This is a genomic window from Pelagibius sp. 7325 (genome assembly GCF_037652055.1).
GTDB lineage: Bacteria > Pseudomonadota > Alphaproteobacteria > Kiloniellales > Kiloniellaceae > Pelagibius.
Window position 1 is genome coordinate 322,601 of sequence record NZ_JBBKAH010000004.1, and the last position, 15,263, is coordinate 337,863.

The window sequence follows — 15,263 nt, forward strand, 5'->3', positions numbered from 1 at the left end:
CTATCGCATCCTTCGGCGGAGATGATTGAGCAGGTCGATGCGGGTGATGAGACCCAGGAAGGTATCGCCGTCGAAGACGATGGCAACGTGATCCTTGGCGAAGATCGGCAGCAGGGCGTCGATCGGCTCGTCCGGCGCGATGGTTTCCAACCTGGCGGTCATGGCGCTGGAGACGGCATCCTTGAAGTGCGCGTCATCCTTGAACACCTTCAGCAGGATGTCGCTCTCGTCGATGATCCCTGCGACCTTCCCGCTCTTGTCCAGCACCGGCAGCTGCGAGATGTCGTAGAGCTTCATGCGGCCGTAGGCGATCAGCAGGTTGTCGTCCGCGCCTACGGTGACGGTACCATGCTCGTCGTGGCGCCGGCTGATGAGGTCGCGCAGATCGCCTTTGCGTTCCCGTTCGATGAAGCCCTGGTCGATCATCCAGTAGTCATTGAACATTTTCGAGAGGTACTTGTTGCCGCTGTCGCACACCAGGGTCACGACCCGCTTGGGTTCGCTCTGCTCGCGGCAATAACGCAAAGCGGCGGCAATCAGGGTGCCGGAGGACGAGCCGGCAAGAACGCCCTCGCGCAACAGCAGTTCCCGCGCCGTCAGCAGCGCTTCCTTGTCGGAGATGACATATGCCTTGCGTACCCTGGAAAGGTCGGCGATGTCGGGCAGGAAATCCTCGCCGATGCCCTCGACGATCCAGCTGCCGACGTCCTTGCTGAGGTGTCCGGTCTCGACGTACTCGGCGAGGATCGAGCCAGCGGGATCTGCCAGCACCATTTCGGTCTTATCGGAGACCTTGGCGAAGTAGCGGGCGAGACCGGCGATGGTGCCGCCGGAGCCGACGCCGCAGATCACGGCGTCGATATCGTGCTCCATCTGCTCCCAGATTTCCGGGCCTGTCGTCGTCTCGTGGGCCAGGGGATTGGCCGGATTTCCGAACTGGTTGATGAAGATGGCGCCGGTTTCATCGGCGAGGCGCTGGGCGATGTCCTGGTAGTATTCCGGGTGGCCCTTGCCGACGTCGGAGCGGGTGAGGATGACCTCGGCGCCGAGGGCGCGCAGGTGGAAGATCTTCTCCTTGGCCATCTTGTCGGGGACCACCAGGGACAGGCGATAGCCCTTCTGGGCCGCCACCAGCGCGAGACCGAGACCGGTATTGCCGGCGGTCGCTTCGATCAGCCGCCCGCCGGGCTTCAGCCGGCCCTCCCGCTCAGCCGCTTCGATCATCGACTTGCCGATGCGGTCCTTGATGGAGCCGCCCGGATTTTCGCTCTCAAGTTTCAGGAACAGACGGCACGGCCCGGTGTCGAGGCGGCTGACCTCCAGCATCGGCGTGTTGCCGATGCGATCCAGAACGTTGTGAAAGACGGCGCCGGTCGGACCCATGGGGTGCTCCTCCGTGCATACGCAGCGACTTCTTCTGCTTATCCCCTAAGGGATAGGGGCCGCCAGTGCAATCTTTGGATGGAACGCTTGCCCCGTTTCGCGGGCCATGTCACGACCCGACGGCGGAATGCGCCGACAGCACCCGCGTGGGGAAACCGCTCTTTTCGAGCACCGCGACGATCTCCTTCACGTGGTCGGCATTGCGGGTTTCCAGCACGACATCGACGTCGGCCCGCTTGGCCGGCACGTCATAGAACATCCGCTGGTGGTACACCTCGATAATGTTGGCGCTGCTGCGGCCGATGATCTCGGCGATCTTGGCCAGGATGCCGGGTTGGTCGACGATGCCGATCCGCAGCCGTACCATGCGCCCGTCGCGCACCAGCCCGCGCGCGAGCACGCCGGACAGCAGGCGCACGTCGATGTTGCCGCCGCAGACCACCGTGGCAACCTTGCGACCGGCAAAGCGCTGCGGATCGTTGATGATCGCGGCGACCCCGGCGGCGCCGGCACCCTCGGCCACGATTTTCTGTTCCTCGACAAGCCGGTGGATGGCGATCTCGATCATGGTCTCGGGGACGATGGCGATGTCCTCGACGAGGCGGCCGATGATCTCCTTGGTCAACTTCCCGGGGTTCTTCACGGCGATGCCGTCGGCCAGGCTGCTGCCGCCGGGCAGTTCGCTGCGGCCCTGGAGGGCGTTGGCCATGGAGGGATAGAGCTCGGTCTCGACTCCGATCATCCGGATTGCCGGGTTGGCGTGCTTGGCGGCGGTGGCGATGCCGGAAATCAGGCCGCCGCCGCCGATCGGCACGACCAGGGTGTCGACATCGGGCAGATCCTCCATGATCTCCAAGCCGATGGTGCCCTGGCCGGCGATGACGTCCGGATCATCATAGGGATGCACGAAAGTCAGCTTTTCCTCTTCGGCGATCTGCCGGGCGGCCTGGGCCGAGGCGTCCAGGGTGTCGCCGGTCAGAACCACGCGGGCACCGAAGGACCTCGTGCGCTCGACTTTCGAGAAGGGGGCGAACTCCGGCATGACGATGGTCGCCGGGATGCCGAGGCGCTGCGCGTGGTAGGCGACGCCCTGGGCGTGATTGCCGGCAGACATGGCGATGACGCCGCGCTTGGCTTCGTCCGCCGTCAGGTTGGACAGCCGGAAATAAGAGCCACGATCCTTGAAGGAGCCAGTGCGCTGCAGGTTCTCCAGCTTCAGGTAGAGATCGCAGCCCAGGACCTCCGACATGCGGGCGGCAGGGATCAGGGGGGTGCGGATCACCTGCCCTTGCAGGCGCTCCGCTGCCGCGCGAATGTCGTCGATGGTGGTCGTCAAGGCCGTCTCCCCGGGGTGCGGCATCCGTTACGGCGCCGGCGGTCACAATGCTTGGCTATTTTTGGGACGGCAGCAAGCTTAGCTGTTCTGCCAGCGTCCAGGATCCGGGAGCCAGCGACACCGACTGGCCGTCGCGCCAGCGCAGCGCCATGTTGCCGTAGAGGGGGGAAAGAGGATTGCCCGACTGGCCGGTGGCGATCATGAAGCGCGAACGGTCGAGTTCTTCCAGGTCGTAGACGGCGCGGAAGCCGGCGCCATGGACGTCCTCGAAGAGCGTCTCCGGACTGCCGCCGAGCCGGGGCGAGGCGCGGTTGACGGTGTCGTTGCCGCCATCGGCCTCGACGCTGTAGGTGAAGAGTTCACGCAGAACGGGCAGGCGGCTGAGCAGCGGATGGCTGAACCGCGCGACGTGCGCCTTGCCCCAGCGCCAGGCGGACATGTCGCTGCCGAAGCGCTCCGTCAGATGGTCGAGCGCAACATCCAGCGCACGGACGATCTGGGTATCGCAGTCCTCGGTCTCATCGGTGGTGGTGTCGTCGCACCACTTGCTGCCGTTGTCGATCAGCCGCTCGACGGTGTAGATACCGCCGTCCAGGAACTCGAGATAGTTGGGTCCCAATTCATCGGCCAAGATGGTCTGGCCGAGCGCCCAGATCCAGGCCTGCAGAATCAGCGGTTCGGGCGCGTTGCGGTGCATCTGCCGGTCCCAGCCGCGCAGACGGCTGACGGCTTCGCGCGAGCGCTCTTCGTTCGGCGTGACGGCGAGCAGGCGGGGCAGGATGCGCTCCACGGCCGTGGCGACGATGTCCTGCTGCAGGATCAGGGAATCGGTCACGCGGTGGTTGCCCTCGGTGCCCGCCAGAACGGATTCGATCCGCTCGGCGCGGTAGGGTGGCGGCCAGTCGACGGCGATCAGGTGGGGAAACTTCTCCGGCACGATGCGATTGTTGGCGTTGATGATGAGGTCGCTGCGCGGGTTGCTGGTGCTGGGCAGTTCCTCGAAGGGCACGAAGCCGATCCAGTCGAACTCGCCGCTCCATCCCGGCACCGGGTGTTGGCCGTTGCCGGTGCGGCGCACCGGCACACGCGCCGGCGCCATGAAGCCGATGTTCCCTGCGGTGTCGGCGAAGAGAATGTTCTGCTGCGGCGAATGGAACTGTCGCAGCGCTTCGCGGAACGCCCCCCAGCTGTTCGCATGGTTCATCTGGTAGAGCGCGTCAGCGGTGGCGTCGTCGGCGCGTAGGGCGGGCCAGGCAAGGGCGAGGACGGCGTTGTTGTCTTTCGAGCCTTCCGGGATCACGTCGCTCATCACGGGTCCGTGGCGCGTCTCCCGCACGATCAGGCGCACCGACTCGCCGCCGCTCAGGCGGATGAACTCGTCGCGCACCTTGAAGGGCTCGCTGCCCTCCGGCGTCTCATACTGGTTTGGATCGTCCGGCGAGATGCGTTCGATGAAGAAATCCTGCGTATCGCTGTGGGTCGTGGTGAGACCCCAGGCGACGGTCTGGTTGTGGCCGAGCAGGATGAAAGGCACGCCCGGCGAGGTCGCCCCGGCCAGGGTGATGCCCGGCGCTTCCAGGCGGGCGAGGAACCACGTGCCGGGGGCGTCGAGGGGCAGGTGCGGATCGTTGGCGAGGATCGGGCTGCCGCTCACCGTGCGCTTGCCGCCGACGATCCAGGCGTTGGAAGCACCCGTCGGCTGCAGCGACGGCGGCAGCAGGTTGGCGAGCTGGGTCGCGACGGACTGGTCGATGAGGCTGTCCAGCCCGGCGATGGTGATGGGGGCGTCCTCGGGATAGGCCGGCCACAACTCGGCGATCTGCTCGGCGCTGAAACGCCCCGCGAGGCGTGTTCGGCTCAACTCGTCGCGCCAGTTCTCTGACAGGCGCAGCGCCATGACGCGACCCCACAGCAGCGAGTCGGTCGGGCTCCAGGGTTCGGGCTCGTAGCGCAGGATCTGAAACTCCAGCGGCAGCGGGCCGGAGCGGGTGGCCAGGAAGGCATTGACGCCGTCGGCATAGGCCTGCAGCGCCATCTTGGTCGGCTCCGACAGGGTGGCGATGTTCGCCTCTGCGAGCTGGCGGAATCCGAGGGTGCGGAAGAAGCGGTCCAGCCCGAGGGTCGACTCGCCCATGACCTCCGACAGCCGCCCGGAAGCGGTGCGGCGCATGAAATCCATCTGCCACAGACGCTCCTGGGCGTGGACGAAGCCGAGGGCGCGATAGAGGTCGCTTTCATTGGCCGCCTGGATGCGGACGACGCCGTCGCTGTTGCGGCGCACCGTGACCGGCGCTTCCAGGGCCGCGATGCGTACCTCGCCCTCAGTCTGCGGCAGCGAACCGCGCAGCCAGAGGTATCCGCCGCCGGCGACAATCAGGACCAGGACCAACAGTCCGCCCAGGACAATCAGTAGTGCGCGCCGAATCGCTCTCATGCTTTCCCTTATACCGCCTTTGCCCGCCCGGAAGCTTGTGGCCTTTCTCAGGGGGCGTCCCGTGGTCAACGGTCTGAGAATGCCTGTGAAATCCTTGATAGATCATTTCACTGCAGGTTTCCTCCCCGGATATGGGGACGATATAGTGGCTCTGGAACCCGCGGCCTGCTGTCACAGCGGCCCGACGGGCTGCTTCGGCGCGAAGTCCGGGGCGGAAATCACGGAAGGAACGGCATGGCCGGACACGGATCGAAGAGGGTGATCATCGCGGCGCTCGCCGGCAACTCCATGATCGCGGTCACAAAGTTCGCGGCAGCGGCCTTCACCGGCAGTTCAGCCATGTTCTCCGAGGGCATCCATTCGGCGGTGGACACGGGCAATCAGGCGCTGCTGCTGTACGGCCTCAAACGGGCGGCGCGCCCGGCGGACGACCGGCATCCCTTCGGCTACGGCCGCGAGATCTATTTCTGGGCCTTTGTGGTCGCCATCCTGATCTTCGCGGTGGGTTCTGGCGTGTCCTTCTACGAGGGGGTTCACAAGCTCGGCGACCCGCATCCGGTCTCCGACGCCTATGTGAACTATATCGTCCTCGGCGTCGCTATGGTGTTCGAGGCGGGCGCCTGGTGGGTCGCCTTCCGCGAGTTCAAGCGCACCAAGGGCAGCCATGGCTATCTCCGCGCCATCCAGGTCAGCAAGGATCCCTCGATCTTCACCGTGCTGCTGGAGGATACGGCGGCGATGCTGGGCCTGATGGTGGCCTTCCTCGGCATCTTCCTCGGCCAGCAGTTGGATATGCCGGAACTGGACGGCGTCGCCTCGATGGTCATCGGCGGCATCCTGGCGCTGGCGGCGATCCTGCTGGCCTACGAGACCAAGGGCTTGCTGATCGGCGAGGGGGCGGACCCCTGGCTGGCCAACCAGCTGAAGGGGATCGTCCAGAGCCACAAGGCCGTCTTTCGCATCAACGAGCTGCTGACCCTGCATCAGGGGCCCCAGGACCTGCTGGTGACGATCAGCATCGATTTCCACCCGAACCTCTCCGCCAACGATGTCGAGGCAGCGATCTCGGAACTCGAAATGCGCATTAAGCAGGCCGATTCGGCGGTCAAGAGGGTGTTCATCGAGGCGCAGTCCTGGCGCTCCCACAACCTGGCCAGCCGCGCCGACTGACCGGCATTCCTGCGCCGTCGGTTTGAGCTGCATCATTCCCATCCCGCTTGGGGCTTGGTATTCGCTACTATGGATTTCCGCTCGGGATGGTGGCTTTTTATGGCCGGAGGCGCCTGGTGAAAGAACTGTCGAAGTGGTGGCCCCTTCTGCTGGTCGGCCTGGTGCTCTTCGCCTTCCTGTACAGCATGCGGGAGGGCACGACGCCGGAGCCGCGGGCATCCGAGGTGGCCTACAGCGAATTCAAGCAGCTGCTGCGCGACCGCCGCGTCACTGACATCCGCCTGGCCGGGCACGAGGTGACGGCGCTGGCGAAGCCCGAGGGTGGCGGCACGGCGGCAGACCTGCAGCGCATCAAGGTCACCCTGCCGGGACTGACCGATGCCGAGCTCATGCCGCTGATCGAGTCCAGCGGAGCGGTGCTGACGGTGGAAGCCTCCGCAGAGGATGGCGGCAACTGGATGCTCAGCTTGCTGCCCTGGCTGGTCTTCCTCGGTATCTACTTCTGGTTCTGGAACCGCATGCAGAGCAACATCACGGGCCGTTTCGGCGGACGTGATCCTTCCGAGTTTCTCGCCGGGTCGGCGCAGCGCGAGGTCAAGCGCAAGAAGCGGATCACCTTCGCCGATGTCGCTGGGCAGGAGAGCGCCAAGCGCGAGGTCGCCGAGTTGGTCGATTTCCTGCGTGATCCGGAGCGCTATCAGCGTCTCGGGGCGGAGCCGCCCCGCGGCGTGCTGCTGATGGGTCCGCCGGGCACCGGCAAGACCTTGCTGGCCCGCGCCTTGGCGGGCGAGGCCAACGTGAACTTCTATCACACCTCGGCATCCGAGTTCATCGAGATGTTCGTCGGCGTCGGCGCTTCGCGTGTGCGCAAAATGTTCGAGGAAGCCAAGAAGCGCGCGCCCAGCATCATTTTCATCGACGAGCTCGACGCTGTCGGTCGCGTGCGCGGTACCGGCATGGGCGGCGGCAACGACGAGCGCGAACAGACGCTGAACCAGATCCTGGCGGAAATGGACGGCTTCTCGGGGCACGAGGCGGTGATCGTCCTGGCGGCGACCAACCGTCCAGATGTGCTGGATCCCGCTCTGCTGCGCCCCGGGCGCTTCGACCGCCATGTGACCCTGGAACTGCCGGACCGCGAGGCCCGCGAGGCGATCCTCAAGGTGCATACCAAGAAAATGCCGCTGGCGGGCGACGTGAACCTCGCCACCCTGGCCAGCGCCACGCCGGGTTTCTCCGGTGCGGACCTGAAGAACCTGGTGAACGAGGCGGCGATGGCCGCCGCCCGGTCCGACAGGCCCACGATCGAGATGCGTGACTTCGATGAAATGCGTGACAAGGTGATGATGGGCACGGTGCGCAGTCTGGCGATCCGCCCCGACGAGAAGCATCGCCTGGCGGTGCATGAGGCCGGCCACACCGTCGTCGCGCACTTTCTGCCGACGGCCGACCCGGTCTACAAGGTGACCATCATCCCACGCGGACGCGCCCTGGGCGGCACCCACATGCTGCCGGAAGAGGAGCGCCATACCCTGCCCGAGGACTATCTTAAGGACCGCCTGGCGGTGATGCTGGGAGGCCGCACGGCAGAGAAAGTTCTGCTCGGCAACGTCAGCTCGGGCGCCGACGACGACATCAAGCAGGCGACGCAGACGGCGCGTGCCATGGTCGCGCGCTGGGGCATGTCGGAGGAGATCGGCCCCGTCGATCTGCGCCAGAGCGAAGACCATCCCTTCCTGGGGCGCGAGATCGCCCAGCCACGCCGCTTCAGCGAGACAACGGCGCACGATGTCGATGCCGCGGTCTCCAACCTGCTGCGTGAGGCGGAGGCGCGTGCCAAGGAAGTCATCGCTGCCAACGAAGCCGGCATGAAACGCTTGGTGCAGCGCCTCGAAGAGCGCGAAACCCTCAGTGCTACCGAGGTGAAGGCCTGCCTCGCCGGCGCGGCGGCACAAGGCTCCGCCGCCTGATCTCCTAGGCCGCCGAGCTGAAGCTGTCCTTGAAGCGGTCGCGCAGCAGGTTCTTCTGAACCTTGCCCATGGTGTTGCGCGGCAGGTCGTCCACGAAGAATACCTTCTTCGGCACCTTGAAGTTGGCGAGCGCCGCTTTAGCGGTCGACTGGATCGCATCGGCGCTCACTTCCGGCCCGCCGCCCTGGCGCTTGACCACGGCGACCACGGCTTCGCCGAAGTCCGGGTGCGGCACGCCGATCACCGCCGATTCCTGGACGCCATCGATCTGGTCGATGCAGAGCTCGACCTCCTTCGGGTACACATTGAAGCCGCCGGAGATAATGAGGTCCTTGGCGCGTCCGACGATATGGATGTAGCCGCGATCGTCGATCATCGCCACGTCGCCGGTGATGAAGAAGCCGTCCTGGCGGAACTCCGCTGCGGTCTTCTCGGGCTGGCGCCAGTAGCCGCGGAAGACGTTGGGTCCCTTGACCTCCAGCACGCCGACCTCGCCCTGGGGCAGGGGCCTGCCGTCGTCGTCGGCGATACGGATCTCCACGCCCGGCAGCGGAAAGCCGACGGTGCCGCCGATGCGCTCGCCGTCCAGCGGGTTGGAGGTGTTCATCGTCGTCTCGGTCATGCCGTAGCGCTCGAGGATGCGATGGCCGGTGCGGGACTCGAACTCCTTGAAGGTCTCAGGCAGCAGCGGGGCCGAGCCGGAGACGAAGAGCCGCATGTGGGCGCAGGCGTCCCTGGTCAGCCGCGGGCTCGCCAGCAGACGGGTGTAGAAGGTGGGCACCCCCATCATCGCCGTCGCGCGCGGCATCAGGTCCAGCACGGTATCGGCGTCGAAGCGGTTGAGGAACAGCATGCGGCTGCCGCTCAGCAGCACGCAGTGGGTGGCGACGAAAAGTCCGTGGGTGTGGAACACCGGTAGCGCGTGGATCAGCACGTCGTCGGCGGTGAAGCCCCAGGTGTCGCGCAGGGTGAGGGTGTTGGCACCGAGGTTCTTGTGGCTCAGCATGGCGCCCTTGGAGCGACCGGTGGTCCCGCTGGTATAGAGGATCGCCGCCAGGTCGTCGTCGTCCCGGGACACCACGGCGGCCTCGGGATCGAGGCGTTGGCTGAGGTCGATCAGACTGCCTTGGCCGTCCTCGCCCAGAGTCAGCACCGTGCCAACGCCGGCCTTGCCGGCGATCTCCTGCAGGGCGGCTTCGCCGGCCGGGTCGCAGACCAGCACGCGCGGCTCGGCGTCTTCCAGGAAATAGGCGACCTCGCCGCCCTTGTAGGCGGTATTGAGCGGCAGATAAACGCCGCCGCAGCGCAGCACCGCGAGGTAGAGCAGGATCGCCTGCGGCGACTTCTCGATCTGCGCGGCGACGCGGTCGCCCGGCCCGACACCCTTGTCCGTCAGCAGCCGCGCAATGCGCCCGGAGCCGCTCTCCAGGTCGGCATAGCTCATGGTGAGACCGTCCGGGGTTTCCAGTACGGTCTGGCCGCGGTCGGCCGGGAAATTCTGTTTCAGCAGGTCGTAAAGGTTGGTCATGGTGTCTATCCGCCGCCGCGGCCTCGGGCTGCTAGGCGGTCATCGCGTGGACGTAGGACTCGGGCAGGGCGGAGATCAGGTCGGTGAAGACGTCGCCCTGGATGGTGACATGGTGCGACATGGCTGCCGCGGCCGCTTCGCCGTCGCCGCTGACGATGGCATCGACCACCGCCTGGTGTTCCTTCCACGACTTCATCGTACGCCCGGGATGGTGCAGCTGGAAGCGGCGGTAGGGTGACAGGCGGTTGCGCATGTTGCGGGTGGTTTCTTCCAGATAGGTGTTGTGGGATCCCGCGTAGATCACCTCGTGGAAGCGCCGGTTGGCGTCGTAGTAGGCGTGGGCCTCGCTCTTTTCGGCGAAGTGCCGGCAGGCGGCGTGGACCTGAGCCAGGTGGTGGCGCTCCGCCTCGGACATCCGCCGCGCCGCCAGCCGGGCGCAGAACGATTCCAGCTCGGCCATCACCTCGAACATGTGCAGCAGCTGCGTGACCGTCACCGTGGCGACCACCGCTCCCTGGCGCGGCCGCAGCACCACCAGGTCGGCGGCGGCCAGTTCCCGCAACGCCTCGCGCACCGGTGTACGCGACACGCCGAAATGCTGCGCCAGCTTGCTTTCGTCCAGACGCGAGCCCGGCGGCCGCTGGCCCGAGAGGATCTCCTCCTCCAGGCGGTCGCGCAGGTCTTGGGCCAGAGGTGCCGGTTTGGATGCCATGCGGGGAGTATAGGCGCATGCAAAAGAATCCAGCAAGCATGCACTTCATCAATCTTTGTATACAACACTGGACAGGCCTTGGGGGTGGGGTTACTCTTCGATGCAGAACAACAGGCAGGCGACGCGCGGTGCGGACGTTTTGCCGGGCAATAAGCAACCGGGAGGAACAGAGTAATGTCCAAGACCCCAGTAGAATCAAAGACGGCGAAATCAAAGACGGCGCGTGCCCTCGTTTCCACGACCGCGATGGTCGTGGCGCTCGCCATGGCCGGCTCGGCCGTCGCCGCCGACATGAAGCTCAAGGCGTCGCACCAGTGGCCGGGCGGCAAGGGCGACGCCCGTGACGAGATGGTTCAGATCATCGCGCGCGAAGCCGCGGCGGCGAACGTCGGCCTGGATATCCAGGTCTATCCAGGCGCTTCGCTGTTCAAGCCGAGCGAGCAGTGGAACGCCATGGTGAAGGGGCAGCTGGATATCTCCGCCTTCCCGCTGGACTACGCCAGCGGTCGCCATCCGCAGTTCAGCGCCACGCTGATGCCGGGCCTGGTGAAGAACCACGACCACGCGCTGCGGCTCAACAGCTCGCCGTTCATGGCCGACATCAAGCAGATCATCAACGATGCGGGGGTGGTCGTGCTGGCCGACGCCTGGCTGGCGGGTGGCTTCGCCTCGACCAAGAACTGCATCCTGGGCCCCGACAGCATGACGGGGCAGGTGACCCGCGCGGCCGGACCGGCCTTCGAGCAGATGCTGGTTGGTGCCGGCGCCTCCATCGCCTCCATGCCGTCGTCGGAAATCTACACCGCCATGCAGACCGGTGTGCTCGATGCCGCCAACACCAGCTCCGGCAGCTTCGTGTCCTATCGTCTGTATGAGCAGGTAACCTGTCTGACCGAGCCGGGCGACCATGCCCTGTGGTTCATGTACGAGCCGATCCTGATGTCGAAGAGCAGCTGGGACAAGCTCAGCGAGGAACAGCAGAAGGCTCTGATGGCCGCCGGCAAGAAGGCCGAGGATTACATGGTTGAGCAGGCCAAGGGCCTCGACACCAAGATGGTCGACGTCTTCAAGAACGCCGGCGTCGAGGTTGTGAAGATGTCCGCCGAGGATGCGGCGGCCTGGCGTGCCATCGCGCAGAATACGTCTTACAAGATCTTCTCCGAGGAGGTTCCCGGCGGCAAGGAACTGATCGAGAAGGCGTTGGCCGTCGACTGACGCGCGCCGCTCGCAATTTGGGGGCGCCGGTGCCGCAAGTCGCCGGCGCCCCCACCGCTTTCAGTCTCTGCGTGTCCGGCGTTGGCCGGGCTCTGAACCTTCTACGATGGGCGAGGCCCCCTTGGACCTTTTCATCACTGGCGTGCGCCGTCTGTCCCAGCTCTGCGGCATTCTCTCCGCGCTGACCCTGGCGGCCGCGGTGCTGGTCGTCTGTCAGATGGTGGTGATGCGCTACCTGCTGAATGAATCGACGGTCTGGCAGACCGAGTTCGCCGTTTACAGCTTGGTCGGCGCCACGCTCATCGGCAGCCCTTACGTCCTGCTGCAGCGCGGCCACGTGAACGTCGACCTGCTGCCGCTCTATCTTCCGCACCGCGGGCGTCTCGTTCTCGCCTTCGTGGCCTCGCTGACTGCCCTGGTCTTCTGCGCGGCGCTGACCTACAGCGGCGCCGAGCTGTGGCTCGATGCCTGGCAGGGCGGCTGGAAAACCAGTTCCATCTGGGCCCTGCCGCTGTGGATCGCCTATGCCCCGATCCCCATCGGCATCGGGCTGCTCTGCCTGCAGTACCTTGCCGACCTGTTGTGCCTGGCCACAGGACGCGCAATGCCCTTCGGGCTCGACCCGGAGGCGCGGCCGTGAGCCCGCTCGAGCTGGGCGCCGCGATCGGCGTCATCACCATCGTCGTTCTTTCTACCGGCATTCCCATCGCTTTCGGCCTGGGCATCGTGGCGCTCGCCTTTCTCGTCGTCATCGACGGTTGGGGTAGCCTGGGGATCGTCGCCGACACATTCTTCGGCGGCTTGGCGGACTTCACCCTGGTCTCGATCCCGATGTTCGTCCTCATGGGCGCCGCCGTGGCATCCTCGCCGGCCGGCAAGGACCTCTACGAGGCGCTGGAGCGCTGGCTCTACAAGGTGCCCGGCGGACTGATCATCTCCAACATCGGTGCCTGCTCGATCTTTGCTGCGCTTTCTGGCTCCTCGCCGGCGACCTGCGCGGCCATCGGCAAGATGGGCATCCCGGAAATGCGCAAGCGCGGCTATCCGGACGGCCTGGCGACCGGCGCCATCGCCGCCGGCGGCACCCTCGGCATTCTGATCCCGCCCTCGGTCACCATGATCGTCTACGGCATCTCCACCGAGACCTCGATCGGCCGCCTGTTCATCGCCGGCCTGGTGCCCGGCTTCATGCTGACCTGCCTTTTCATGGCGTGGTCGCTCTATGCGGCCTGGCGCGGCGGCTACCGCTTCAAGCTGGGCGACTTGAGCTACAGCCTGCGCGACAAGCTGGTGGTGCTGCCGCGGGTGCTGCCGTTCTTTCTCATCATCGCGGGCGTGCTTTACGTCCTCTATGGCGGCGTGGCGACGCCCTCGGAAGCGGCCGGCGTCGGCGCGCTGTTCTGCATCCTGCTGGTGGTGGTGATCTACGGCCTTTTCATGCGGAACTGGTCGCCGCTCAGGATCTGGGACATTCTTGGCGATTCCATGCGCGAGTCGGTGATGATCCTGATGATCATCGGCTCCTCCGCATTGTTCAGCTACATGCTCTCCAGCCTCTTCGTCACCCAGTCGATCGCCGAGTGGATAGCCGGGCTCGATGTGAACCGCTGGGTGCTGATGGCGATGATCAACGTGTTCCTGCTGGTCTGCGGCTTCTTCCTGCCGCCGGTCGCGGTGATCCTCATGACGGCGCCGATCCTGCTGCCAATCGTGACGTCCGCGGGTTTCGATCCCTACTGGTTCGCGGTGATCTTTACCATCAACATGGAGATCGGCTTGATCACCCCACCGGTGGGCCTAAATCTCTATGTCATCAACGGCATCGTCCCGGACGTGAAGCTGCAGACGATTCTCAAGGGCGCCCTGCCGTACATGCTGGCCATGGTGGTCGCCATCATCCTCTTGTGCATCTTTCCGTCCATCGCCACGTGGTTGCCGAATGCCATGTTGGGCCAAGGAATCTAGGCTCGGGGATTTAGAAAGGAAGTCCGATGTCCGAGGTGCCGCAGGAAACTCTGGTCGTGCGTACGCTATCGAACCTCGCCTCCGCCTGGCGCGACATCGCCCAGTCCGCGGCGCGCACCGTCGGTCTCGCCAAGGCGCCGGCCTCGACCCAGCCGGAGTCCCTGAAGCGGCTCATGCAGGACTGCCTGGAGGCGCGCGGCGGAGAGGTTTCGGCGCGCATGCGGGCGGCCGCTCTCGGGCGCATTTATCTCGAGCAGGACGCGGAGGGGCGCGGCCGCTTCCTGACCGTGCTGGCGCGGGAGTTCGCGGTCCCGGCCGACGCGGTGGACGATGCAATCGACGGCTATCGGGCGGCGACGGATGATGCCGGGCGGATGCTGGCCGAGGGCCGGCTGCGCCGCGCTCTGCAGCCCCCCCGGCTGCGGCTGTTGACCCAGTTCAATGCCTTGCCCGAAGGTGTGAAGTTCCTGGTGGACCTGCGCGCCGATCTGCTCGCCCTGCGCAGCGACGACCCTTATCTTCAGGGGCTCGACAACGATCTGCGCGAGCTTCTGCTGTCGTGGTTCGACACCGGTTTCCTCGACCTGCGCGAGATCGACTGGGATTCGCCGGCCTCGCTGCTGGAGAAGCTGGTCGCCTACGAGGCCGTGCACCAGATCACCTCCTGGCAGGACCTGCGCAACCGCCTGGATTCGGATCGTCGCTGCTATGCGCTGTTCCATCCGCGGATGCCCGAGGAGCCGCTGGCTTTTGTCGAGGTCGCCCTGGTGCAGGGTATGGCGGGTTCGATCCAGGCGCTGCTCGACGAGAAGGCACCGAAGATGGATCCCCACCAGGCCGACGCGGCGATCTTCTATTCGATCTCGAACACGCAAAAAGGATTGAAGCAGATCTCCTTTGGCGATTTCCTCATCAAGCGCGCGGTGCAGTCGCTGTCGCGCGAATTCCCCAAGCTGAAGATCTTCGCCACCCTGTCGCCGATTCCCGGCTACCGTCGCTGGCTGGACGGCCTGGCGGAGGAGGAGCTGGCGGCAGCCTTCCAGCCGGACGACCTCGCCGAACTGCCGGCCCTGACCCGGGAACGTGGCCTGAAGCAGATGGTGGGCGAACTGTTGAGCAAAGGCGGCTGGGCCAAGGACGCGGCGGTGGCCTCAGCCTTACGGCGCCCGCTCAAGGCGTTGGCCGCCCGCTATCTCGTCTCCAAGCGCAGCGACGGCCAGCCGCTGGACTCCGTGGCGCGGTTCCACCTGCGCAACGGTGCCCGCCTGGAACGGCTCAACTGGCTGGGCGACGCCTCGGCCAACGGCATGGCCCAGTCCTGCGGTCTGATGGTCAACTACCGCTACGTGGTGGACGAAATCGAAGGCAACCACGAGGCCTACATGAAGGACGGCCACATCGCGCTGGGACAGGAAATGCGGGGCCTGCTGCGCAACCAGCGCGACGCATCGGGCGCGCGGCGGCGGCTGCTCAGCATCGGCTAGCACCGAGGCGGCTCGCAAAGCTTACCCTTGTCCCGGCAGCCGTAGCTTCCTATAGATGGGGGCGGC

General features: G+C 65.8%; 11 protein-coding genes. 6 read left to right on the plus strand and 5 right to left on the minus strand.

Annotated elements, in window-relative coordinates:
• The 3 genes from WDC82_RS14500 to WDC82_RS14510 all read right to left on the minus strand — a co-directional run bounded on the left by WDC82_RS14500 (position 1) and on the right by WDC82_RS14510 (position 5,153).
• A complete protein-coding gene (locus tag WDC82_RS14500) occupies positions 1–1,383 on the minus strand; it encodes a pyridoxal-phosphate dependent enzyme (protein WP_340118049.1) in 1,383 nt (460 codons plus the stop codon).
• Positions 1,384–1,492: 109 nt separating this feature from the next.
• Entirely contained in the window at positions 1,493–2,719 is a 1,227-nt protein-coding gene (locus tag WDC82_RS14505) for a threonine ammonia-lyase (protein WP_340118050.1), read from the minus strand.
• Between the two features lie 55 nt (positions 2,720–2,774).
• Positions 2,775–5,153: a penicillin acylase family protein gene (locus tag WDC82_RS14510; RefSeq protein WP_340118051.1), complete on the minus strand. Its 2,379-nt coding sequence runs from the start codon at positions 5,151–5,153 to the stop codon at positions 2,775–2,777.
• 234 nt (positions 5,154–5,387) lie between these two features.
• Here WDC82_RS14510 and WDC82_RS14515 point away from each other — a divergent pair, with 234 nt between their 5' ends.
• Both WDC82_RS14515 and ftsH read left to right on the plus strand, forming a co-directional pair.
• Positions 5,388–6,323 (plus strand): cation diffusion facilitator family transporter, encoded by a 936-nt coding sequence (locus WDC82_RS14515; RefSeq protein WP_340118052.1) that lies wholly within the window; start codon positions 5,388–5,390, stop codon positions 6,321–6,323.
• A 116-nt stretch (positions 6,324–6,439) separates the two neighbouring features.
• Positions 6,440–8,293, plus strand: a complete 1,854-nt coding sequence (gene ftsH, locus WDC82_RS14520; protein ID WP_340118053.1) for an ATP-dependent zinc metalloprotease FtsH — start codon at positions 6,440–6,442, stop codon at positions 8,291–8,293.
• Positions 8,294–8,297: 4 nt separating this feature from the next.
• Here the strand turns inward: ftsH and WDC82_RS14525 are convergent, their stop codons facing one another.
• Positions 8,298–9,821: a malonyl-CoA synthase gene (locus tag WDC82_RS14525; RefSeq protein WP_340118054.1), complete on the minus strand. Its 1,524-nt coding sequence runs from the start codon at positions 9,819–9,821 to the stop codon at positions 8,298–8,300.
• A 31-nt stretch (positions 9,822–9,852) separates the two neighbouring features.
• The gene (locus WDC82_RS14530; RefSeq protein ID WP_340118055.1) at positions 9,853–10,533 is read right to left on the minus strand and encodes a GntR family transcriptional regulator; all 681 of its coding nucleotides are present in this window, start codon (positions 10,531–10,533) and stop codon (positions 9,853–9,855) included.
• A 174-nt stretch (positions 10,534–10,707) separates the two neighbouring features.
• Between WDC82_RS14530 and dctP the strand changes: the two genes are divergently transcribed.
• From dctP to WDC82_RS14550, 4 genes are all read left to right on the plus strand, one after another.
• Complete coding sequence (dctP, locus tag WDC82_RS14535) at positions 10,708–11,748, plus strand: TRAP transporter substrate-binding protein DctP (protein ID WP_340118056.1); 1,041 nt, start codon at positions 10,708–10,710, stop codon at positions 11,746–11,748.
• Between the two features lie 121 nt (positions 11,749–11,869).
• Positions 11,870–12,388, plus strand: coding sequence for a TRAP transporter small permease (locus WDC82_RS14540; RefSeq protein ID WP_340118057.1), 519 nt, complete (start codon positions 11,870–11,872; stop codon positions 12,386–12,388).
• Positions 12,385–13,713, plus strand: a complete 1,329-nt coding sequence (locus WDC82_RS14545; protein WP_340118058.1) for a TRAP transporter large permease — start codon at positions 12,385–12,387, stop codon at positions 13,711–13,713. Before WDC82_RS14540 ends, WDC82_RS14545 begins: the two co-directional genes overlap by 4 nt.
• A 26-nt stretch (positions 13,714–13,739) precedes the next feature.
• Positions 13,740–15,197, plus strand: coding sequence for a malonyl-CoA decarboxylase (locus WDC82_RS14550; protein WP_340118059.1), 1,458 nt, complete (start codon positions 13,740–13,742; stop codon positions 15,195–15,197).
• Positions 15,198–15,263 lie beyond the last annotated feature (66 nt).

What these genes read in the sequence shown, in the direction of transcription:
- WDC82_RS14500 (WP_340118049.1), bottom strand. Translation starts at nt 1,383, where the DNA reads ATGGGTCCGACCGGCGCCGTCTTTCACAACGTTCTGGATCGCATCGGC.
- WDC82_RS14510 (WP_340118051.1), bottom strand. Translation starts at nt 5,153, where the DNA reads ATGAGAGCGATTCGGCGCGCACTACTGATTGTCCTGGGCGGACTGTTG.
- WDC82_RS14515 (WP_340118052.1), top strand. Translation starts at nt 5,388, where the DNA reads ATGGCCGGACACGGATCGAAGAGGGTGATCATCGCGGCGCTCGCCGGC.
- WDC82_RS14525 (WP_340118054.1), bottom strand. Translation starts at nt 9,821, where the DNA reads ATGACCAACCTTTACGACCTGCTGAAACAGAATTTCCCGGCCGACCGC.
- WDC82_RS14530 (WP_340118055.1), bottom strand. Translation starts at nt 10,533, where the DNA reads ATGGCATCCAAACCGGCACCTCTGGCCCAAGACCTGCGCGACCGCCTG.
- dctP (WP_340118056.1), top strand. Translation starts at nt 10,708, where the DNA reads ATGTCCAAGACCCCAGTAGAATCAAAGACGGCGAAATCAAAGACGGCG.
- WDC82_RS14550 (WP_340118059.1), top strand. Translation starts at nt 13,740, where the DNA reads ATGTCCGAGGTGCCGCAGGAAACTCTGGTCGTGCGTACGCTATCGAAC.